The organism is Streptomyces sp. NPDC055103 (genome assembly GCF_053607625.1).
The window spans coordinates 200,185-221,559 of sequence record NZ_JBSGTX010000001.1; the positions used below are offsets into that span (position 1 = coordinate 200,185).

A 21,375-nucleotide genomic window follows, 5' to 3' on the forward strand; every position below is an offset into this window, starting at 1 on the left:
ACCTCGCGGTGCTCCCCGACCTCGCGGTGCTCCCCGACCTCGCGGTGCTCCCCGACCTCGCGGTGCTCCCCGACCTCGCGGTGCTCCCCGACCTCGCGGTGCTCCCCGACCTCGCCGGGCTTTCGCTGGAGGAGCTTCTCGACGCGCCGAATCCCGTGCTCGCGCGCGCCGCCCGGCGCGTCCTCGACCGGCTGACGGCCGAGGAAGCGCCGCTCGCCGCGTACGACTCGTCCGCCGTACCCACCGACGCCCCGCCGGCGTGAGCGTGCCCGACCGCCCCCGACCGCCGCTCCCGTTCCGGGAGTTCCTGGTCAAGGTGCACAGCCGCTGCAACCTCGCCTGCCGCTACTGCTACGTGTACGAGAGCGCGGACCGGGGCTGGCGCGTCCAGCCGGTCGGCATGGCCCCGGCGACGGCCGGGCGCATCGTCCGGCGGATCGCCGAGCATGCCCGCGCGCATGCCCTCCCCTCCGTTCGGGTCATTCTGCACGGCGGCGAACCCCTGCTCGCCGGCGCGGAGTTCCTCGCCCGGTTCGTCCGCGGACTCCGGGCAGCGCTGCCCGCCGCCACCCGTGCCGAGGTGGCCCTCCAGACCAACGGGACCCTCCTCGACGAGACGCTCCTGAGGCTCTGCCACGCCGAGGACATCCGGATCGGGGTCAGTCTCGACGGCCCGCCCGCCGTCCACGACCGGCACCGTCGCGACCCGGCCGGCCGGGGCAGCCACGCCCGGGTGGCCGGCGCGCTGCGCCTCCTCGGCCGCCCCGAACACCGGCCGCTCTGGGCCGGACTGCTCACCACGGTCGATCCGTCGACCGACCCGCTCGCCACGTACGACCACCTGCTCTCGTACGATCCGCCCGCCGTCACCCTCATCCTGCCGCTCGGCAACTGGACCGTCCCCCCGCCCGGCCGCGTCCCCGATCCCACCCGCACCCCGTACGCCGACTGGCTCGTCCCCGTCTTCGACCGCTGGTACGCGAGCGCGGGCCAGGCGCCACGCGTCACCCTCTTCGAGTCGGTGCTCGACCTGCTCCTCGGCGGCGACTCCGGCAGCGAGGCGATCGGCGGGGCCCCGAGCCGGCTCGCCGTGATCGACACCGACGGCTCGCTGACCCTTTCCGACCACCTCAAGACGACGTACGACGGGGCCGACCGGACGGGGCTCAGCGTGCACCGCGACCCGTTCGACGCGCTGCTCCGCCACCCGGGCGTCACGGCCCGCCAGGCCGGCCGGGCGAGCCTCTGCGCCCGCTGCCGGGCCTGCCCGCTGGTCGCCGTGTGCGGCGGCGGGCACTATCCGCACCGCTACCGCGAGGGATCCGGCGGTGCGGGCCACGACAACCCGTCCGTGTACTGCCCCGACCTCGTCCGCTTCATCGGGCACGTGGCGAAGGCCGTCGCCGCCGGCCTGCCGGCCGCCGGGGGCCAGGGAGCGGGGGCCGCCCGCACTCCCGGCGACCGGGGTGCGGGGCGCGACCGGGGTGCGGGGTGCGACCGCGGTGCGGGGTGCGACCGGTGAGCGTCCGCCCCGCGACCGCGCACGCCGCCCGGCAGGACCTCTGGGGGCCACTGGCGGCCGGTGTCCCAGGTCCGGCCGTCCTCGCCGCCCTGCGCACCGCCCGCCGCAACCGCAACCTCCTGCTGCTCCGCGTCGCCCACCGGCGTCACCGGGCCGATCCGCGCTGGGCGGCGGCCGTGGCCCTGCTCGCCGAGGTCCGCCTCGCCCGGCCGGAGGTCTTCGCCGACGTGCTCGGCGGCCCGGAGGCCGGCACCTGGCTCGGGCGCCACGCCCGCCCCCAGACCCCCGAGGGCGGAGCCGCGCACGACGCCGACGGCGAACCCGCCGCCGGGCTCGCCCGGTTCGCCGCCGCGGCGGCCCTCCGCGCCGGACTCCCCTTCCGGATCCGGGTGCCGATCGCGGACGGCACGGCGCTGGTCCTGCCCGGACTCGGCGCCGTCCTCTTCCCGGAGCCCGGCCCCCGTACCGCCACCGTCCTGTACGACGGGAGCGGCGCCGCGGCCGTACGGGCCGACGGGGAGCGGCCCGTGGCGATCCACGGCGCCGGCGGCGGAGAGGGCTGGTTCCCCGTACCGCGGATACGGCTCGGTGAGCGGGTCGCCGTACGGCTCGACAGCCTCGACCCGTTGCGGCTCGGCGGCCCGCTCGCCCTGCCTCCCCGTCTCCTGTCGCCCGCCGAGCACGCGGGCTGGTCCCGCCGACTCAACGGAGCCTGGCGGGTGTTGACGCAGCGCCACCTCGGGCGGGCCGAGACGGTCGCCGAGGTGCTGCGTGTGGTCGTGCCGCTCACGAAGGAGGACGGAACCGGCTGGCGCAGCGCCTCGTTCGCCGACGCGGCCGGACTGGCCGCGCTCTCCCCGGTCGACGACCCGGTCGAACTCGCCGCCGACCTCGTCCACGAGACCCAGCACTCCCTGCTCTACGCCGCGACGGACCTCGTCGAACTCCTCGACTCCCCGCCCGGAGCCCGGGCCGACGCCCCCTGGAGCGACCGGCCGCGGCCTCCCGCCGCACTGCTCCACGGCGGCTCCGCCTTCCTCGTCACAGCGGGCTTCTGGCGCACCGAACTGCGGCTCGGCAACCCCGCCGCACAGCGGCCGTACGAGCACTGGCGGCGCACCGCCGCAGCCGCCCTCGCCGCCCTCACCGCCCATGACGACTGGACGACGGAGGACGGCCGGCGGCTGCTCGGGGCCCTGCGAGGCGTGCTCGCCTCCTGGACGGAGGGGGACCGGTGCCCGCTCCCGTGAGGCGGCCGCTTCACGGGCACGGGCGACCGGGCTTCACAGCGGGGGCGGCTCGATGTCGCACTCCGCCCGCCGCCCCGCCTCCGCCGACAGCGTCTCCCAGTGATCCGGTCCCAGCGTGTCGTGGTAGCGGCGCACCACCGAGGCCAGCAGCTCCGTGCCCCGCTCCGCCTCCCCGCAGGACACGAGGTCGAACGACAGGTTGCACAGCGCGGCCAGCGTCGCCGGATGCCGGTCCCCGTACCGCTCCTCCAGGGTCCGGGCGCACCGCTCGCCCAGGTCGCGCGCCGCCTCGTGGTCGCCCGTCCTGGCCAGCCCCGTCGCCAGGTTGACGTGCGCGAGCAGCGGCCACGGATGCGTCTCGTACAGCGCCCGTTCGAGCCCGGGGGCGGTCGCCTGGTCGAGCCGGAGCCCCTGCGGGTACTTGCCGACCGCGCGCAGTGCCGCCCCGTGGTTGACGGCCGCCACGTACGTCAGCGGATGCTCGGCGCCGAGCGCCGCCCGGTACCGCTCAAGAGCCTGCGCGCCCTGCCGTTCGGCGGCCTCCGGGTCGCCCGTCAGGCGCAGGTCGTTGGCGAGGTTGGCGAACGCGGCGAGCGAGTCGATGTGCTGCGGCCCGAAGAGGGTCAGATACAGGTCGAGCGCCTCCTCGGCGAGCCTCCGCGCCCGCTCGAACCGGCCGGCCTTGCGGCAGGTCACCGACATGTTCTTGATCGCCCGCATGGTGTGCGGATGCCGGTCGCCGTACTGCGCGCGGTACTGGGCGAGCGTCTGCTCCTGGAGTTCGAGGGCGGCCGCGTACTCGCCGCACTCGCGCAGGTCACGGGCCACGTTGTTGACGGAGAAGAGCGTGGAGTGCGCGGTGGAGCCGAGGACCGTGCGGCGGTCGCGGTGGACGCGCCGGTCGAGGTCGAGCGCCTCGCCGTAGCGCCCGTTGACGCGGAGGCTCACCCCGTAGTTGTGGCCGGCCCGCAGTGTGAACGGATCCTCCGCCCCGTACACGTTCACACTGCGCCGGTACGCGTCCTCGTCGAGCCCCAGGGCGTCCGCGAACCGGCCCGCCGTCCGCAGGTCGGCGGCGAGCGCGCCGGCGGCGGTGAGCGTGTACTCGTGGTCGTCGCCCACCGTCTCCCGCAGCCGCCGCAGCACCTCCTCGCTCAGCGGCCGCGAGGTGGCGAACTCCGCCAACTGCCAGTGCGCGCTGGCCCGGTAGCGCGTCGCCCACAGCGTCTGGAGGTCGTCCGCACCCAGGAACGACCGCCAGTCCGTGCTGATCCGCTCGCCCAGCTGCGCCGCCCCGCGCAGCACGCCCCGCGCCAGCAGATAGGAGATCAGATGGATCGCGGTGTCCCGGATGTGCCGGTCCTCGCAGTGCGGCAGCCCGGTCGGCTCCAGGTGCGGCAGGATGTCGGCGTAGTTCCGCCAGTGCTCGGGCCGCTGGGTGTCGCCCGGGTCGTGCGCGGCGATGACCTGGTGCACCAGGTGCCGCATGTCGCTCTGTTCCTGCTCCGACAACTCGTCCTGCAGCACCGCCCGTACCAGTCGGTGCATCTGCACCGTCCCCGCCACGTTGTCGACGGTGAGCAGCGAGAACTGGTTGATCGCCCGGATGGTACGCCCCCGGGCCAGCGGGTCGCGGGCCAGCCGCATGAGCGCCGGGGGCAACGGCAGCATCCTGGCGTCGTGCAGGAAGGCCTGCGCGACCGGCTCGGGCCCGAAAAAGGCCAGCAGGCGCAGGAGTTCGAGCGCGCCCGGCGTCCTGGCGGACAGGGAGTCCATGGAAGCCCGCCACACCACCGCCACCGGCAGGGTGATCGAGTCGACGCCCTCGGCCAGCACCTCGGCCCGGCGCTGCTCGATCATCGCCAGGAAGTCGGGAACCGCGATGCCGGTCTGGCGCTGGAGCGCCGCGCACTGCTCCAGGGCGAGCGGCAGATCGCCGAGGAGATCGGCCAGTTGGTCCGCCTGCTCCGGACTCGCCCAGGGCGCGCGCGCCCGCAGGAAGTCCCGGCTCTCGGCGCGGGTGAACACGTCCACCCTGGTCGCGAGGACCCGGTCCGACCAGCCGGCGTGGCGCGAGGTGACGAGGATGCGCCCGGTCCCCTCGGAGTCGCCGATCAGCGACGGCAGGTACGGGATGACCTCGTTGGGCTGTCCCGCGTTGTCGAACACCAGCAGCCAGCGGCTGTGCGGCGCGCCCGAGGCCAGCGCGGCCAGCACGCGTGCCACCGTGTCGCTCTGCGGGTCCGGCACCAGGCCCAGCTCCGGTGCCAGCATGGTCAGTTGGGCCCGGATCACGGCGGGCTGCTCGGCGTCGATCCACCACACCCGGTCGTACTCGTGCCGGTGCAGCTGGACGTACTTCAGTGCGAGCTGTGTCTTGCCGACGCCCCCGAGGCCGTGCAGCGCGTGCGGCAGGACGGCAGCCCTGGTGCTCGACCACAACTGCCGGTGCAGCTCGTTCAGTTCGGCTTCGCGTCCGGCGAAGTGCGGGTTGGGCAGGGGGACGGATCGGGGTGAGCGGGACTGGCCGGAGGGCGACTGGCCCGGGGAGGCCGGTCCTCCACCGGAGCCGATGGTGGTGGCGGTACCGCCGGGCTCGGTGCCGGGGCCGCTGACGAGGGGCGTGGAATCCGGTGCGGTGCCGCCCGCCGATGGGGGTTCCATGCTGGTGGTGTCCTTTTCGTTCGGGGGCGCTGTGTCGTCGTTGTCCTGGTCGGCTTCGGCTTCGGCTTCGGCTTCGGCTTCGGCTTCCGCTCCGGCTCCGGCCATGGCTTCTACCCCGGCTCCGGCCATGGCTTCCACCCCGGCCCCGGCTTCGGCTACGGCTTTCACCCCGGCTCCGGCCTTGTTTCCGGGGTTTCCGGCCTGGGGGGCGTCCGCCGGCCGGCCGGCGCGTGACGCGTCGAACGCCGGATCGCCGCCAGTCGGAACCCCAGCCGTGCCCTCCTCCCGCGTCCCCCCTTCCCCGGTGGTGACCGGACCGAACGGCGTCGTCCCCCGAACCGGGTTCCACACCGCACGGTAGGACGGACCGAGTGCCCTGAGCGCGGGCCCCGCGGCGTCGAGGAGCTCGCGGTCCAGATCGGTGAGGGTGTCCGCGTCGGGCTCCTCCCGGCTGCCGATCACGGTGCTCAACAGGTCGGCCCGGGCCCCGACCGCGCGTCCGGCCAGTGCGGAGGTCTCCTGGAGCGTGCGCAGCAGTTCGGTGCGGCCGAGCCCGCGCAGAAGCCTGGAGCGCACCCCGTCCAGGAACTCGAACGCGTACTCCTCGCCGGTCCGTCCCCGCCCGGCCCCGGTGCGCGACGCGAGCAGTCCGCCCAGCAGGATCTCGGCGAACGGCAGCGGTCCGCCGACCGCCGTCGGTCCCTGGCGCACCGCCTCCACCACCTCGGGCCGCAGCGGCACCATCGCGAGCCGGGCCGCGAGCCGCCGCGCCGCCGGCGAGGCCTGCTGCAGGAACCGCCGTACCGTCAGGTCCGGAGGCACCGGCCGGCGCCGCTCCTCCCAGGAGGACGGCGGCAGACAGTGCGCCGTGAGCCCCTTCTCGTCCACCAGCAGGGAGGTCGTCTCGGCCCACGGCAGAGCGCCGCCGGTCACCATCCGCGCCCAGCCCGCGAACCAGTCGGGCTCCAGCTCCAGTACGGGCACGGGGACGGGCAGCGGATCCGCCGGGTCGCTGTCGCGTGGCCGCTCCCACCGGCCGTGACGCAGGAGTTCCAGACGGGAGTTGGGCAGTCCTGGCGTGGCGGCGCGCACCCGCAGTTCCCTCGGCACACCCTCGCAGAGGTCCCACAGATGCGTCGGAAGCGGCTGCAGCACGGCGAGCGGCGCGCGTCTGCCCCAGGTGTGCAGCAGCCGCGGTACGGCCCCGCACGCCCAGGCGTCGCCCACGCAGTCGCTCATCAGCAGGACGATCCGGCGCCCGTCAGGATGGAACAGCTCCGCGGGGCTGTGCCGCAGCCCCCGGTCGGCCGAGCGCAGCACCGCGTGCCGGCCGTCCCGCGTGTCCAGCGACCAGAGTCTTACGTCCGCGAACGCGCCCTGTGTGCGCAGTAGTTCGGCGAAGGCGTATGCCACCGGTTGCCACACCGCCATGGACACACTGCGCTCCACGACGAGGGCCACCTCGAACCAGCGGTCGGGCGGACGGGTGAGCACCGGGTCCCAGTGGCCCGTCTCGGCGGCCCGTACCGCCGTCGCCTCCTCGTCGAGCACCCGGCGCCGGGCGCCGCCCGGCAGGCGGCGGTTGAGCGGCCGCAGGGCCCGGGACAGCAGTCGGGGGTTCCGGAGCGCACCGGGTAACTCCTCCCCGGCGACGGCACCACGACCGGAGGAGAGCGTGTGGGAGACCCGGGGAAGGGCGGGCGTCCCGCCGTCGGGGGCGACCGGGCCGGTGGCCCCCGCACCGAGACCGGCGGAGCCGTTCACCGTGGCGGTGTCAGGGTCCGTGGCGGTGTCCGAGCCAGAGCCCGTGGCAGGATCCGAGCCCGAGCCCGAGCCCGACCCCGTCCCCGTCCCCGATTCCGTGGGCCGGCCCGTACCGCCGGCATCGCTCGACGAGTCCGCTCCGGTGCCGGTGCCGGTGCCGGTGCCGGTGCCCGTTCCCGCGTCCGTACCGATGCGCGGGTCGATGTCCGTCCCGACGCCCGCCGTTCCGGCCGGGTCATCCGTCGTGCCAGAGGGCCCGGAAGGGCCGGAGGGAGCGGCGGCGGCCGTATCCGGGTACCCGGTGTCACCGTGGGGGCCCGGCGGCCCCTCCTCCTCGCCGATCACCTCCGCGAGCCAGATCGCCTCCGCCCATTCGCGGGCCGTCGGCCCCGCGGAGCCCGCGGGTCCGGTCATGGTGAGAGGTCCGAGGAGAGGTTCCGCCAGAGGGCGTCGCGCAGGTGTCGCCATGAGGTGCTGTCCGCTTCGGCGGCACCGTTGGTGAGCATGTGCACCGTGTTGAGCAGCTGGTCGACGGCGAGGTCGGCGGTGTCGCCCCGCCGCTCCACGAACTCCCGCACCAGCTCCCGCGTCCGCTCGTCGAGGGCCCCGCCGAAGTGGGAGGCGACCATCGCGGCGAGCCGCTGCCCGTCCGGCGCGGGCATCCGCACCTCCAGGCACCTGCGGCGGAAGGCGGGCGGAAAGTCACGCTCCCCGTTGCTGGTGATCACCACGACGGGGAACTCCGCGCAGCGCACCCGGCCCGCCGTCACGGTGACGCGGTGGTCGTGGTCGGCGGTGGCCACCTCCACCTGCCGCTGGGACTGGGCGAGCCGCTCCAGCTCAGGGACGCGGTACTCGCCCTCCTCGAAGATGTGCAGCAGGTCGTTGGGCAGGTCCACGTCGCTCTTGTCCAGCTCGTCGACGAGGAGCACCCGTGGCCGCCGCCACGGCAGCAGCGCGGTCCCCACCGGGCCGAGCGTGAGGTAGCGGCCGATGCCCGGCAGCGGTGCGTCCCCGGCGGGAGCGCGGCGCCCCGGCTGCGGGGCGTCCTGGACGCGGCCGATGGCGTCGTAGTCGTACAGGCCGTCGCGGAGCGTGGTGCGGCTGACCACCGGCCACCACAGGACCCCGCCGAGACCCAGCTCGGAGGCGATCTGGTGGGCGAGGGTGGACTTCCCGGTGCCGGGCGCGCCGGTGACGAGCAGCGGCCGGCGCAGATGGATCGCGGCGTTGACGACGTGCAGCACCTTCGGGTCCAGCGTGCCGCTGCGCCGCCTGCCGAGCCGACGCCGGGTGTCGTGGCCGTCGGCGGGCACGGGGACGGCCAGCGGACCACGCTCGGACTCCGGCCGGAATCGGCGCCAGGTCGGCGGCGGGGGCAGCTTCGGCAGTGCCTCGTCCCGCGGCGAGCGGTGCTCACCGGTGTCCCGGAAGACCCACCAGTCGGGGCCGGTGGACCCTCCGCTCCCGCCGGCGCCCGCGGCATCGCCGCTCGTCCCGATCGTCCCGTCCGTCGCGCGGTCCACGGTCCCGCTCATGGCAAGCCACCCCCGGTCGACGGATGCCCCAGCGCGGCGTCCGCCCCCTCCAGTCCGTCACGACCGTCCCACACTAGGCTGATGTGGCGATGCAGGTCCAGAACGGAGAACGCCTCCGCGTCCGGCCCCGCTTCCCCCCTCACCATCCTTACCCGCTCAGGCAGTTCCATGAGCCTGCCGGCCAGGATCTTTCGTGTCTTCCGTTCCGCTTCCGGGTGGGCGCCCACCTCGCGGACCGCCACGATCACGGGAATCCCCATCTCCAGAAGCACGTTGACCGCGTCCCCCTCCAAACCCCCGGTGTACGGCGGAGGTTCGAGGAACAGCCAGCCCATCCGCTCGCGGTCGTGACGCAGCTGCCGGAGCAGCTCGACCGGCAGCAGCCGCTCTCCGTACGGCACCACGCGCACGGCGGCCGAGTCGAAGGCGGTCTCCGGGGCGGTGGCGAGGGCGTCGGACCGCGCGTGGAGCCGCGGGCGCCAGTGCGGCTTCGCCCACCGGTCCCGGCTGCGGACCAGGACCGTGTGGTCGGCGCCGATCGGACGGGCCACCGAGTCCGGCGGCCAGGCCATGATCTGGTCCACCGGCAGCCACAGCAGCGGCCTCGGCAGCAGGAACTCGACCACCATCCCCGCGCTCAGCTCCCCGAGCCCCTGCACGCAGGACAGGTAGCGGCCCGCGACCTCCTCCTCCATGGCGGCCCGCGAGGACCGGCGCACCGGCTCGCCGTACGGCCGTGCCCCGTCAGGCCCCGGCGACACCACCCAGCTCCGCACGGTGTAGACGTCGGGCACGGGCGTGCGCGCGGTGATCTCCACGAGGAGCCGGTACGGCGAGAGCGGCCGGCCCGCCCGGGCGGCCACCTGGGCGCGCAGCGCGGTCAGCTGCCGCGGGCTGCCACAGCCCAGGTGGGCGGCGACCAGCCCGCTCCAGGCGTGCAGCCGGGCCCGGAGGGGGGAGTCCTCCAGGACGGCGACGGTCTCGACGAGGACGAGGAGGGGGTGCGGCTCGTCCGTCCAGCCGTACGGCAGGTCCTCGAAGACCGCCAGCAGGGCCGCGACCTCGCCGCGCCGGTCGTCGTGGCCCCGGTCGGGCCCCCAGTCCTCGGGCGAGGTCGGACCGGCGCCGGACTCGTGCAGGACGCGCAGGGCGAGGGAACGCAGCCGGGGCGCCTGCTCGCAGGACTCCAGGAGCTCGCACAACGCCCGGCGGTGGTAAGGCTCCAGGAGGTCCGAGGGGAAGAGCCGCCGGTGCAGCCGCTCCACCTCCCGCCAGCTGGCCGTCTTCCGGTGGCCGCGGGAGAACTCCTCCAGATAGACGGCGAGACCGCCCGGATGGTCCGCGCAGTAGGCCAGCTCCTGGGCGAGCGCCTCGACGGTGACGCCCTCGGGCGCGCGGGGTTCCGCCCCGCACTCCGCCGCGACCCGGCGGAGCGCCGCCGAGCGGGCCGACGAGGTGTCCGCGAGCGAACGCTGGAGCCGGACCATCTCATGGGCCAGCCGCCAGTACGGATCGTGGGAGCCGCTCATCGGGCGGCCCCACCGCCGGGCCCCCGCGCGCGCAGCCGGGCGACCTCGCGGTCGAACGCCCGCATCGGCAGCGAGCCCGACTCGTACCAGCGCAGCGCCGCCGCGAACCGCTCGATGCCGTCCTCGTACTCCAGGCAGAGCCCGAGCACCGCGCGCGCGTCGCTGATCAGAACGCCGGTCCGCTCGACGTGGAAGGCGATGTCGTCCCCGGTGTCCCGGAGCACCCGCTCACGGCGGTGCGGATCGGCGAAGCTGCGTACCTTCACGAGGACCCGGGCGAGATCCCGCTCGGCGCCCGTCGGCCACGGCGGCGGAAGGACGTCGTCCGACGCGTCGGAGCCGGGGGAGCGGAAGGCGTCGTACGCGGCGGGGCGGCGGTCCGTGTCGTACGGGTCGGGGGCGCGGTCCCCGGCGGGGGAGGCGGTCACCGCGTCCGCCAGATCGGGGCAGTACCGTACGGCGATCTCGACCGGGACCATCCAGCCGGTACGGCGCTCCGCGCGGTCGTCCTCCGCGACCACCAGGCCGAGCACGTCCCCGGAGCCGTCGACGACCCCGGCCCCGCTGTAACCCTGCCGCAGCCGGTCCCCGGCCTCGCCGACGGCCTCCAACTGCATCCACTCGGGGCTCAGTCCGCCGGATCCCATCAGCCGTGTGCGCACCCACAACCCGGCGGGAGTGCCGATCCCCTGCCCGAAGGCGCGGACGATCCGGTCGCGGGCGGGGCCGCACGGCCGCAGCCGGGCGGGCCCGCAGTCGGCGGGGGCGTCCTCGCGCAGGTCGAGCACCGCGATGTCGGCCCGCTCCTCGTCCGGCGGTGCCCATCCCCGGGGCGCGACCCCGGCGCGCACCGGCGCCGCGCCGGGCACGAGGGTGCCGGGGAAGTCCACCCTGAGCTCCGCCTCCCGCGGATCCCCGTCGTCGGGGCCGAGCGCCCCTTCCACGACGTGCGCGCAGGTGACGACCCGGCCACCGGCCACGAGCACTCCGGCGCCGACCGGTGTGCCCCGCGCGTCCAAGACCCGGACGCGCCATGAATCCGCGAGCGAATGTCCCACCCCTGTGCCCCCGTTCCCCACTCCGCGAGCCTCCGCCACACGCCCGGTCCGACGGGTCCGCCCGGTCCGCCCGGTCCGCAGGGCCCGGGCACGGCGGTGATCCAGGTGCTGGAGGAGCGCGTGTTACCGCCATGCTAAGCAGCAATACCCGGACGGCGTCATGACAAGTCGTCGATTACGAGCGACGGCCGAGGGGTGTGGCCGAATGTCGCCGTCCGGGCCTTGCGCGCCGCCCTCATGAGGCGGCGGGGCGCTTCCCCGTCATCCGCCCGATCCAGCTGAGATAGGACCAGACACGGGTGTTCACGGCAGGGGTGTCGGTGGCGCACCCCTTCCCGTAGGAGACCAGGCCGACCAGGTACGGCTTCCGGCCGACCCTGCGGACCAGGGGGCCGCCGGAGTCGTACAGACAGGTGTCCCGCCCGGGGGAGTAGGTGCAGATCTGGGGCGAGGCGACGAGGGACATGCCCCGGTCGACGCACGTCGGGTTGCTCATCGTGCCGAGGACCACGGTCCGCAGGACGTCGGAGGTCCGGCCGCCGAACGACGTGGCGCCCCAGCCGGGGACCTCGACCTGCGTGTGGTCGAAGGTGCCGTAGGAGTACGGGGCGGGCAGCCGGACCGGACCCACGCCGCGGTTGTACACGACCGGTTCGGCCAGCCGGACGAGCGCGATGTCGTTCCGCTGGGTCTCCGGGTCGTAGTCGGGATGCACGACGAACCGCTCCGGCGTCGCCAGGACGGTGTACGGGCTGTCGTCCCCGGTCGTCAGGTCGTGGTCGCCGAGGAGGACGCCCACCCGGGCGGGGCTGCTGTAGGTGCCGGTCAGACAGTGGGCGGCGGTGAGCACGTACCGGTCGGTGACGAGCGCCCCGCCGCACATCACCCGCTGCTCGGCGAGGTCCACGAGCCCCGCCATGAACGGGTACTGATGCGGCGTCGCCTCCTGCCCACCGACGATGGCGTGCGCCGCCGGGGCGGGCCCGAACGGGCCCACGGCCAGCACCGCCCCCGTGACCGCGGCCACGAGCGGCCTGAGCCTGCGCATCCGTTGCGTCCGTCCCACGAGATCTCCGAACTGTCGGCGGCGTTTCCCGGAGCCGGCGGTGGCATGCGGAGACGTTTCCTCTGCTCGTCACCACGGCCTGTTCCGGCCCGTCCGGACTTCAACGATCAAGACGGGACGCGGTCACCGGCCCACGTCGGTGAGCACGAACAGCACAGCCCGGACAGCCCGGTCCGGGGTGACGGGGGCGGGCCCTACGGCACCCGGGCCGTCCACTCCGCCGTGCCGAACTTCGTCTCCGCCAGCTCCTTCGCCCGGGTCAGCTCGTCCTCCGTGAGGCTGCCCTCCGCCAGGCCGTACCGGCCGCGGAAGGAGTCGATCATCCGCCCGATCACCGCCTCGCGCGGCAGCCCCGTCTGCCGCCGCAGCGGGTCCACCCGCTTCTTCGCGCTCTTCGTGCCCTTGTCGGAGAGCTTCTCGCGGCCGATCCGCAGCACCTCCGTCATCCGGTCCGCGTCGATGTCGTACGCCATCGTCACGTGGTGCAGGACCGCGCCGCCGCCCGAACCCCCGACCAACCGCTTCTGCGCCGCGCCCGCGATCTTCCCGGCGTCCGTCGCGATGTCGTTCAGCGGCTGGTACCAGGCCTTGATCCCCATGTCGCCGAGCGCGCCGAGCACCCAGTCGTCGAGATAGGCGTAACTGTCGGCGAAGGACAGCCCCTGCACGAGCGCGTCGGGCACGGAGAGCGAGTACGTGATCGTGTTGCCCGGCTCGATGAACATCGCCCCGCCGCCGCTGATCCGGCGCACCACCTGGATGCCGTGCCGGTCCGCGGCCGCCGGATCGACCTCGTTGCGCAGGGACTGGAAGCTGCCGATCACCACCGCGGGCGCGCCCCACTCCCAGACGCGCAGCGTCGGCGGGCGGCGCCTGGCCGCCACCTCGGCCGTCAGGACCTCGTCGAGGGCCATGTGCAGGGCGGGGGACTGCGGCGGCTCGTGGATGAGCTGCCAGTCGTAGTCGGTCCAGTCCGTGGCGTGCGCGAGGGCCCGGCGGACCGCCACTCCGACGCCCTCGGCGGTCAGCCCGAACATCTGCGTGCCCGGCGGGAGGGCCGCGTCGATCCGCGCCGCGAGCCCCGCCGCGTCCGTGTCGACCGGCGCGCCCTCCAGGGCCCGGTCGATCGCCAGGATCGCCTCGTCGGGCTCCAGGAAGAAGTCGCCCGCGACCCGGACGCGGCGCAGGACGCCGTCCTCGGTGTCGAGGTCGACGACCACCAGCTTGCCGCCGGGAACCTTGTACTCGCCGTGGAACGCGCCGTGCACGGAACCCTCCCTGTAGGTATGGGGTGAAATCGACCAAGGGGACCAAAGGGTACTCCTGGGGGAAACGGCGGGTGACAAGTGCGGCATTCCGGTTGTCAGCGCCCCGTGCTTAGCTGGAGGCATGATCGAAGAGTTCCTTGAGCACGTCCTCGGCGGCCGTACGACCGAGGTGGAGGAGGCGGTCCGCAAGGCGGCCGCCGCCGAGATCATGCCGCGCTTCCGGCAGCTCGCCGCGCACGAGATCGTGGAGAAGAACGGCCCGCACGACCTGGTCACCGTCGCCGACCGCGCCGCCGAGGCCCACCTCACCGCCTCGCTGACCGCGCTGCTGCCCGGCTCGGTCGTCGTCGGCGAGGAGGCCGTCCACGCCGACCCCGCCGTGTACGACGCGCTCCGCGGCGACGCCCCCGTCTGGATCGTCGACCCCGTCGACGGCACCCGCCAGTTCGTCCACGGCGACCCCGCCTTCTGCACCCTCGTCGCCCTCGCCGTCCGCGGCGAGCTCCTCGCCTCCTGGACCTTCGCCCCGGCCCTCGAGGAGATGGCCGTCGCGGTGCGCGGCCGCGGCGCCACGCTCAACGGACAGCCGATACGCTCCGGTTCGCCGGCGCCCGGCGCGGTCCTGGAGGTCGCCACCTCCCACCCCGACTACACCACCCCGGACCAGAAGCGCGCCCTGGACGGCCTGCGGGTGGAGGGGATCGCCCCGCGCCCGTGCGGATCGGCCGGTCTCGAGTACCTCTCCGTGGCCCGCGGCGACCTCGCCGGAACCGCCTTCTCGTGGGAGTACGCCTGGGACCACGCGGCCGGACTGCTCCTCGTCGCCGAGGCGGGCGGCGCGCAGACGACGATCGCCGGGGAGCCGTTCCGCATCACCGGCGGGAACGCGCTGCCGTTCACGGCGGCCCGGGACGCGGCCACCGCGGAACGGATCAGGACGCTCCTCAGGGGTGCGTGAGGCACCGGCGGCGACCGGCCTATCCTGAAGGTCTTGGCCTCGGCTGACGAAGGAGTTCGAAGGTGACGAACGAGACGTCGATGCTCGATGCCGTCGTCGTGGGGGCGGGCCCCAACGGGCTGACAGCGGCCGTGGAGTTGGCCCGGCGCGGCTTCTCCGTCGCCGTCTTCGAGGCGAAGCCGACGGTCGGCGGCGGCGCCAGGACCGAGGAGCTCACCCTCCCCGGCTTCCGCCACGACCCCTGCTCCGCCGTGCACCCGCTCGGCGCCGGCTCACCCGTCTTCAAGACGATGCCGCTGGACCGGTACGGCCTGGAGTGGCTCCACCCCGAACTGCCCATGGCCCACCCCTGGGACGACGGCACCGCCGCCGTCCTCGCCCGCTCCGTCGCCGAGACCGCCTCCTCCTTCGGCCCCCGTGACGCCGGGGCGTACCGTCGGCTCGTCGCCCCCTACCTCGGCAAGTGGGACACCCTCGCCCGGGACTTCATGCAGCTGCCGCTCACCGGACTGCCCCGCGACCCCGTCACCCTCGCCCGCTTCGGAATCGACGGACTGCAGCCCGCCACCTGGCTGATGCGAAGGTTCCAGGACGAGAAGGCCCGCGCGCTCTTCGCCGGCATGGTCGGCCATGTCATCGCCCCGCTCGGCGGCCTCGCCACCGGAGCCGTCGGCCTCGTCTTCGCACTCGCCGCGCACGCGGGCGGCTGGCCGATGCCCCGGGGCGGCTCGCAGTCGATCTCCGACGCCCTCGCCGCGTACCTCAAGGACCTCGGCGGCGCCGTCCACACCGACTTCGAGGTCAAGCGGCTCGACGACCTGCCGCCCGCCCGCGCCTACGTCTTCGACACCTCGCCCACCGCCCTCGCCCGGATCGCCGGCTTCGGCGGGCACTACGACCACTACAAGTACGGCGCCAGCGTCTTCAAGATCGACTACGCGCTCGACGGCCCCGTGCCCTGGACCGCTGAGGAAGCCCGGCGCGCCGGCACCGTCCAGGTCGGCCCCACCGCCGGCGAGATCGACCGTGCCCTGTGCCAGGCCTCCTCCGGCACCGCCCCCGGGGCTCCCTTCCTCATCACCGCCCAGCCCAGCCTCGTCGACCCCTCCCGCGCCCCCGAGGGCAAGCACGTCTTCTGGGCCTACGGACACGTGCCGAACGGCTGGCGCGGCGACCTCACCGACGCGATCGAGCGGCAGATCGAGCGGTTCGCCCCCGGCTTCCGCGACCGCGTCCTGGCCCGCGCCACCGCGGGACCCCCCGAACTCGCCGAGCGCAACGCCAACTACGTCGGCGGCGACATCGCCTGCGGAGCGGCGCGAGGCCTCCAGCTCATCCTGCGCCCCACGCTCTCCCTCCGTCCCTACGCGACCCCGCACCCGGCGGTCTTCCTCTGCTCCTCCGCCACCCCGCCCGGCCCCGGCGTCCACGGCATGTCCGGGCACAACGCGGCGAAGGCGGTCTGGCGCCGGCTGCGAAAATAGACTGTCCCCATGGCCAAGTACTTCGACGTGCACCCCGAGAACCCCCAGCCGCGCACCATCGGCACCATCGCCGACAGCATTCGGAACGGCGCGCTCGTCGCGTACCCGACCGACTCCTGCTACGCCCTCGGCAGCCGCCTCGGCAGCCGGGACGGCATCAGCCGCATCCGCGCGATCCGCGACCTCGACGACCGGCACCACTTCACGCTCATGTGCCAGAACTTCGCCCAGCTGGGCCAGCTCGTCCAGATCGACAACGACGTCTTCCGCGCGGTCAAGGCCGCGACCCCCGGGGCGTACACCTTCATCCTGCCCGCCACCAAGGAAGTGCCGCGCCAGCTGCTGCACCCCAAGAAGAAGACCGTGGGCGTCCGCATCCCCGACCACATCGTCACCCAGGCCCTCCTCGCCGAGCTCGGCGAACCGCTGCTCTCCAGCACGCTGCTCCTGCCCGACGAGGCCGAACCGCTCACCCAGGGCTGGGAGATCAAGGAGCGCCTCGACCACCAGGTGGACGTCGTCCTCGACTCCGGCGAGTGCGGCACCGAACCGACCACCGTCGTCGACTTCTCCGGCGGCGAGCCCGAGATCGTCCGGCGCGGGGCGGGGGACACCACGCGGTTCGAGTAGGACGCCGCCGGAAGCAGGACACCTCCCGCGAACCGGCCCTTACGGCAAGGAGCGTGACCGCCGTACGGTCGTGCGAGCACCCGCTCGCCGCAACCGACGGAGGACCGTGTAGATGATCGTCATCGCCCAGGTCAGCGACATCCACATCGACGGGGAACCCCGCAGCGCCGACCGCACCCGCGCGGTCATGCGGTACCTGGAGGAGCTGCCGTACGACCTGGCGGCCGTCCTCGTCACGGGGGACATCGCCGACCACGGGACGGCGGACGAGTACGCTGTCGTCCGGGAGCTGCTGAACTCCCGTCACCCGCTGCTCGTCTGCCCCGGCAACCACGACGACCGCGCCGCCTTCCGGGAGGCGCTGCTTCCGGACGAGACGTCGACCCTCCCGTGCGCGCCCGTGAACCAGGTGCTCCGCGGCGAGGGCTTCGTCGTGGCCCTCTGCGACTCCTCCGTGCCGGGCAAGGACGAGGGCCTCCTGGAGGACGAGACGCTGGAGTGGCTGGACGGCGTCCTCGCCGCCACCCCGCGCGAGGTGCCCGCCCTCGTCGCCTTCCACCACCCGCCGGTCCCGCTGCACATCCCGTACGTGGACGGGATCCGGCAGTTCGCCGAAAGGCGGCTCGCCGCCCTCGCCGACCGTCACCCCCACCTCACGGCCTTCCTGGCGGGCCACGCCCACACGGCGGCCGCCACGACCTTCGCCGGGCGCCCGCTCCTCGTGGCACCAGGGGTCGTGTCCGCCACTCGCCTCCCCTGGGAGAAGCCGGGGCCGGACTCCCCGTACGTCCACCTCGACCTGCCGCCCGCGCTCGCCTTCCACGTCCTCGACGAGAACGGCAGGCTCACCACCCACTACCGGACCGTCACCCTCTGACCGACAGGCACCGGGGCCGGACGTCCATGTCGTTTTCTCGCCAGCCCACGGGCCGTCCGTCCCCGATCCTTGAACCATGCACACCGAAACCGAGCGCTGCGTGCGGGCCGTCCAGTCGAAGGACGCCCGCTTCGACGGCGTCTTCTTCACCGCCGTCCGGACCACCCGGATCTACTGCCGGCCCAGCTGCCCGGTCGTCCCGCCCAAGCCCGAGAACATGGAGTTCCACCCCAGCTCAGCGTCCTGTCAGCGCGCCGGATTCCGGGCCTGCAAGCGGTGCCGGCCCGACACCAGCCCCGGCTCGCCCGAGTGGCACGTCAGGGCCGACGCCGTCGCCCGCGCCATGCGCCTCATCCAGGACGGCGTCGTCGACCGGGAGGGCGTCCCCGGTCTCGCCCGGCGGCTCGGCTGGTCCACCCGCCAGATCGAGCGCCAGCTCCTCGCCGAACTCGGCGCAGGACCGCTGGCCCTGGCCCGCGCCCAGCGCGCCCAGACCGCCCGCGTCCTCATCGAGACCACCCCGCTGCCGATGGGCGAGATCGCCTTCGCGGCCGGCTTCTCCTCGATCCGGACCTTCAACGACACCGTCCGCGAGGTCTTCGCCCTCACCCCCGGGGAGCTGCGCACCCGCGCGGCCCGCCGCCGCCCCGAGACGGCCGCCGGCACCCCCGGGTCGATCAGCCTCCGGCTGCCGTTCCGCGCGCCCCTGGAACCCTCCAACCTCTTCGGCCACCTCGCCGCGACCGCCGTCCCCGGCGTGGAGGAGTGGCGCGACGGCGCCTACCGGCGGACGCTGAGCCTCCCGTACGGACACGGCATCGTCGCCCTCGCACCCCGCGCCGACCACATCGCCTGCCGGCTCTCCCTCACCGACCCGCGCGACCTCACCCACGCGATCAGCCGCTGCCGCAGGCTCCTCGACCTGGACGCCGACCCCGTCGCCGTCGACGACCGGCTGCGCGCGGACCCGCTGCTCGCCCCGCTCGTCGACACGGCGCCCGGCCGCCGGGTGCCCGGCACCGTCGACCCCGCCGAGTTCGCCGTACGGGCCGTGCTCGGCCAGCAGGTCTCCACCGCCGCGGCCCGCACCCACGCGGCCCGCCTCGTCACCGCGTACGGCACCCCCGTCGACGACCCCGAGGGCGGCCTCACCCACCTCTTCCCCGGCCCCGAGGCCCTCGCCGGCCTCGACCCGGAGAGCCTCGCCCTGCCCCGCAGCCGCCGCACCACCCTCCTCACCCTCGTCCAGGCCCTCGCGGACGGCTCGCTCACCCTCGGCCCCGCCGGCGACCGCGAGGAGACGCGCGCCCGGCTCCTCGCCCTGCCGGGCTTCGGCCCCTGGACGACCGAGATCATCGCGATGCGGGCGCTCGGCGACCCCGACGCCTTCCTCCCCGGCGACCTCGGCGTCCGCCGCGCCGCCGAGGGCCTCGGCCTGCCCGGCACCCCGGCCGCGCTCACCGCCCGCGCCGCCGACTGGCGGCCCTGGCGTGCCTACGCCGTCCAGTACCTCTGGGCCACCGACGCCCACCCGATCAACCACCTGCCCGGCGAAGAGAGCTGATCCGCCATGCCCGCCACCGTCCGCCACACCGTCGTGGACAGCCCGTACGAGCCGCTGACCCTCGTCGCCGTCGACGGCGTCCTCAGCCGCATCCACATGACAGGCCAGCGCCACCGCCCGCCCGAGGAGACCTTCGGCGAGCCCGACCCCCGCCCCTTCGGCGAGACGGTCCGCCAGCTCGACGCCTACTTCGCGGGCGAGCTCACCGTGTTCGACCTCCCCCTCCACCTGGTCGGCACCCCGTTCCAGCTGCGGGTGTGGGAGGAACTGTGCCGCATCCCGTACGGGGAGACCCGGACGTACGGCGAACTGGCCGAGGCCCTCGGCAACCCCACCGCCTCCCGGGCCGTCGGCCTGGCCAACGGCAAGAACCCGGTCAGCATCGTCGTGCCCTGCCACCGCGTGGTCGGCGCGAGCGGCGGCCTCACCGGCTACGGCGGCGGCCTCGACCGCAAGCAGCGCCTGCTCGCCCTGGAATCCGGTACGGGGGAGCCCGCGGGCCTCTTCTAGCGCGGTGACCGGTTCCGGCCACCGCGCCGGCGGGTAGGCGGACCCCGAAGGTCCGCGACGTCGGCGCTGCGGGAGACGCCGGTCCACCCGCACGCCCGGCGGAAGGCCCGGACGCGGGTCAGCCCCGCGCCGGGTGACCGTTCTCCAGCTCCGCCGGCCCTCCGCCCGTCGCCAGGACGTCCAGCGCGGCGAGGACGCGCCGGCCCAGGCTCCCCGGGAGATGGGCGAGGACCTCCTCGCGTCCGATCAGCTTCCAGGAGAGCAACTCCTCCTCCTGGAGCCGGATCTGCCCGAACCGCTCCTCGGTCAGCACCCCGCCGTCGTACACGTACGCCACGACCGGCGGCCGCGCCGTCCCGTGCGACCAGTCGACCGCAAGCAGCGCGCCGAGAGCGAGGTCCAGACCGATCTCCTCCGCCGTCTCCCTGCGGGCCGCCTGCCGGGGCGTCTCGCCCGCGTCGGACTCGATCGTTCCGCCCGGCAGCGTCCAGCCCTCGCGGTAGTTGGGCTCGACGACCAGGACGCGGCCCCCGGCGTCCCGGAAGAGCGCGGCGGCGCCGGCCAGGACGCGGGGGAGGCCGGCGATGTACGTGGCGTAGTCGGTGGTGGTCATGGCGTCAGCGTAGCCAGCCGCAGTGTCCGCTCGGCGAGTTCGCCGATCCGTACCCCGTCGAAGCCGAACACGGCGCTGCTCACCCGGTCCCGCAGCGGCTCCGACCACCGCGGCGGGATCGCGGCGGCCCCGCACATCACCCCCGCCACCGAGCCCGCCGTCGCGCCGTTCGAGTCCGTGTCGAGACCGCCGCGCACGGTCAGCGCGATCGTGCGGGTGAAGTCCCCCTCGCCGTACAGGAGTCCGGCGGTGAGCACGGCCGCGTTCGGGACGGTGTGGATCCAGCCGAGCCCCGCCGTCCGCTCCTCCATCGCGGCGAGCGTGTCGGACCAGTCGAGCCCCGACTCGTGCAGGGCGATCGTCGCCCGGACGGTCCTGGCGAGCCGGCTGCCCGCCGGGACCCGCTCCAGGCCCGCCTCCAGGACGGACCGGACGTCGGGCGCGGTGAAGGCGGCGGCGATCAGCGCCGCCGCCCACATCGCGCCGTACACGCCGTTCCCCGTGTGCGAGAGGACCGCGTCGCGGCGGGCGAGCGAGGCGGCCCGGCGCGGATCCCCCGGGCAGGTCCAGCCGTACACGTCGGCCCTGATCAGCGCCCCGATCCACTCCTGGTACGGGTTGTCGTACGTGGCCGTCAGCGGCGGCCGCAGTCCGTTCGCGAGGTTCCGGTAGGCGACCCGCTCGGCCGTGAAGGTCTGGAGGTACGGCAGCCGCAGCAGCCACTCCTCGCCGACCTGCTCGGTCGTGAAGGCGAAGCCGCGGGTCTCCAGGAGGTGCAGCCCGAGGACCGACCAGTCGACGTCGTCGTCCCGGCAGCTCCCGTCGATCCCGCCGCGCACGCACCGGGGCCACTCGGGGCGCAGCTCGAAGCCGGTCGCCCCGGGCGGCGGGGGCGGCAGGTAGTCGGTCAGCGGGAGCGCGTCCGTGAGCCGGAGGTACGCGTCGATGTGCTCCCGGGTCCAGTGGTCCCCGCGCTCGACGGGCTTGCCGAGCATGTTCCCCGCGATGCGGCCGGTCCAGCCGCCCAGGATCCGGTCGGCGAGTTCCGCGCGGGTGAGCCGCCTGTGCGCGAGCTCCATG

General features: G+C 74.6%; 17 protein-coding genes. 9 read left to right on the forward strand and 8 right to left on the reverse strand.

Annotated elements, in window-relative coordinates:
• The 3 genes from fxsA to ACWFR1_RS01020 all read left to right on the forward strand — a co-directional run.
• Positions 1–263: FxSxx-COOH cyclophane-containing RiPP peptide (gene fxsA, locus ACWFR1_RS01010; RefSeq protein WP_453545079.1), on the forward strand; the 263-nt coding region annotated here is incomplete at its 5' end.
• Positions 260–1,522, forward strand: a complete 1,263-nt coding sequence (locus ACWFR1_RS01015) for an FxsB family cyclophane-forming radical SAM/SPASM peptide maturase (RefSeq protein WP_453545081.1) — start codon at positions 260–262, stop codon at positions 1,520–1,522. The genes fxsA and ACWFR1_RS01015, both read left to right, overlap by 4 nt.
• The gene (locus tag ACWFR1_RS01020; protein WP_453545083.1) at positions 1,519–2,772 is read left to right on the forward strand and encodes an aKG-HExxH-type peptide beta-hydroxylase; all 1,254 of its coding nucleotides are present in this window, start codon (positions 1,519–1,521) and stop codon (positions 2,770–2,772) included. The genes ACWFR1_RS01015 and ACWFR1_RS01020 overlap by 4 nt, the downstream gene beginning before the upstream one ends.
• A 33-nt stretch (positions 2,773–2,805) precedes the next feature.
• On the opposite strand, the gene fxsT is transcribed toward ACWFR1_RS01020, so the two are convergent.
• From fxsT to ACWFR1_RS01050, 6 genes are all read right to left on the reverse strand, one after another.
• Complete coding sequence (gene fxsT, locus ACWFR1_RS01025; RefSeq protein ID WP_453545085.1) at positions 2,806–7,614, reverse strand: FxSxx-COOH system tetratricopeptide repeat protein; 4,809 nt, start codon at positions 7,612–7,614, stop codon at positions 2,806–2,808.
• Complete coding sequence (locus ACWFR1_RS01030) at positions 7,611–8,738, reverse strand: AAA family ATPase (protein WP_453545087.1); 1,128 nt, start codon at positions 8,736–8,738, stop codon at positions 7,611–7,613. Before ACWFR1_RS01030 ends, fxsT begins: the two co-directional genes overlap by 4 nt.
• Complete coding sequence (locus ACWFR1_RS01035) at positions 8,735–10,267, reverse strand: VMAP-C domain-containing protein (RefSeq protein ID WP_453545089.1); 1,533 nt, start codon at positions 10,265–10,267, stop codon at positions 8,735–8,737. Before ACWFR1_RS01035 ends, ACWFR1_RS01030 begins: the two co-directional genes overlap by 4 nt.
• Positions 10,264–11,286 (reverse strand): effector-associated domain 2-containing protein, encoded by a 1,023-nt coding sequence (locus ACWFR1_RS01040; protein ID WP_453545091.1) that lies wholly within the window; start codon positions 11,284–11,286, stop codon positions 10,264–10,266. Before ACWFR1_RS01040 ends, ACWFR1_RS01035 begins: the two co-directional genes overlap by 4 nt.
• A gap of 274 nt (positions 11,287–11,560) precedes the next feature.
• A complete protein-coding gene (locus ACWFR1_RS01045; RefSeq protein ID WP_453545093.1) occupies positions 11,561–12,373 on the reverse strand; it encodes a serine protease in 813 nt (270 codons plus the stop codon).
• A gap of 212 nt (positions 12,374–12,585) precedes the next feature.
• The gene (locus ACWFR1_RS01050) at positions 12,586–13,659 is read right to left on the reverse strand and encodes a lipoate--protein ligase family protein (protein ID WP_453545095.1); all 1,074 of its coding nucleotides are present in this window, start codon (positions 13,657–13,659) and stop codon (positions 12,586–12,588) included.
• Positions 13,660–13,780: 121 nt separating this feature from the next.
• Here ACWFR1_RS01050 and ACWFR1_RS01055 point away from each other — a divergent pair, with 121 nt between their 5' ends.
• From ACWFR1_RS01055 to ACWFR1_RS01080, 6 genes are all read left to right on the forward strand, one after another.
• Positions 13,781–14,617, forward strand: coding sequence for an inositol monophosphatase family protein (locus tag ACWFR1_RS01055; RefSeq protein ID WP_453545097.1), 837 nt, complete (start codon positions 13,781–13,783; stop codon positions 14,615–14,617).
• A gap of 80 nt (positions 14,618–14,697) precedes the next feature.
• On the forward strand, positions 14,698–16,101 hold the full coding sequence (locus ACWFR1_RS01060) for a phytoene desaturase family protein (RefSeq protein WP_453545393.1): 1,404 nt from the start codon (positions 14,698–14,700) through the stop codon (positions 16,099–16,101).
• Between the two features lie 9 nt (positions 16,102–16,110).
• On the forward strand, positions 16,111–16,731 hold the full coding sequence (locus ACWFR1_RS01065; protein WP_453545099.1) for an L-threonylcarbamoyladenylate synthase: 621 nt from the start codon (positions 16,111–16,113) through the stop codon (positions 16,729–16,731).
• 112 nt (positions 16,732–16,843) lie between these two features.
• Positions 16,844–17,608, forward strand: a complete 765-nt coding sequence (locus tag ACWFR1_RS01070; protein ID WP_453545101.1) for a metallophosphoesterase — start codon at positions 16,844–16,846, stop codon at positions 17,606–17,608.
• Between the two features lie 76 nt (positions 17,609–17,684).
• Positions 17,685–19,172, forward strand: coding sequence for an AlkA N-terminal domain-containing protein (locus ACWFR1_RS01075; protein ID WP_453545103.1), 1,488 nt, complete (start codon positions 17,685–17,687; stop codon positions 19,170–19,172).
• 6 nt (positions 19,173–19,178) lie between these two features.
• Positions 19,179–19,682, forward strand: a complete 504-nt coding sequence (locus ACWFR1_RS01080; RefSeq protein WP_453545105.1) for a methylated-DNA--[protein]-cysteine S-methyltransferase — start codon at positions 19,179–19,181, stop codon at positions 19,680–19,682.
• A 118-nt stretch (positions 19,683–19,800) separates the two neighbouring features.
• On the opposite strand, the gene ACWFR1_RS01085 is transcribed toward ACWFR1_RS01080, so the two are convergent.
• Positions 19,801–20,295 carry an NUDIX domain-containing protein gene (locus ACWFR1_RS01085; protein WP_453545107.1) on the reverse strand — a complete coding sequence of 165 codons (495 nt, stop codon included), beginning with the start codon at positions 20,293–20,295 and terminating at the stop codon, positions 19,801–19,803.
• The gene (locus ACWFR1_RS01090) at positions 20,292–21,374 is read right to left on the reverse strand and encodes an ADP-ribosylglycohydrolase family protein (protein ID WP_453545109.1); all 1,083 of its coding nucleotides are present in this window, start codon (positions 21,372–21,374) and stop codon (positions 20,292–20,294) included. Before ACWFR1_RS01090 ends, ACWFR1_RS01085 begins: the two co-directional genes overlap by 4 nt.
• Position 21,375: the final 1 nt, after the last annotated feature.

Coding starts and splice junctions, on each gene's coding strand:
- ACWFR1_RS01055 (WP_453545097.1), top strand. CDS start 13,781: ATGATCGAAGAGTTCCTTGAGCACGTCCTCGGCGGCCGTACGACCGAG.
- ACWFR1_RS01080 (WP_453545105.1), top strand. CDS start 19,179: ATGCCCGCCACCGTCCGCCACACCGTCGTGGACAGCCCGTACGAGCCG.
- ACWFR1_RS01060 (WP_453545393.1), top strand. CDS start 14,698: ATGCTCGATGCCGTCGTCGTGGGGGCGGGCCCCAACGGGCTGACAGCG.
- ACWFR1_RS01065 (WP_453545099.1), top strand. CDS start 16,111: ATGGCCAAGTACTTCGACGTGCACCCCGAGAACCCCCAGCCGCGCACC.
- ACWFR1_RS01045 (WP_453545093.1), bottom strand. CDS start 12,373: ATGCGCAGGCTCAGGCCGCTCGTGGCCGCGGTCACGGGGGCGGTGCTG.
- ACWFR1_RS01090 (WP_453545109.1), bottom strand. CDS start 21,374: ATGGAGCTCGCGCACAGGCGGCTCACCCGCGCGGAACTCGCCGACCGG.
- ACWFR1_RS01070 (WP_453545101.1), top strand. CDS start 16,844: ATGATCGTCATCGCCCAGGTCAGCGACATCCACATCGACGGGGAACCC.
- ACWFR1_RS01075 (WP_453545103.1), top strand. CDS start 17,685: ATGCACACCGAAACCGAGCGCTGCGTGCGGGCCGTCCAGTCGAAGGAC.
- ACWFR1_RS01085 (WP_453545107.1), bottom strand. CDS start 20,295: ATGACCACCACCGACTACGCCACGTACATCGCCGGCCTCCCCCGCGTC.
- ACWFR1_RS01030 (WP_453545087.1), bottom strand. CDS start 8,738: ATGAGCGGGACCGTGGACCGCGCGACGGACGGGACGATCGGGACGAGC.
- ACWFR1_RS01035 (WP_453545089.1), bottom strand. CDS start 10,267: ATGAGCGGCTCCCACGATCCGTACTGGCGGCTGGCCCATGAGATGGTC.
- fxsT (WP_453545085.1), bottom strand. CDS start 7,614: ATGACCGGACCCGCGGGCTCCGCGGGGCCGACGGCCCGCGAATGGGCG.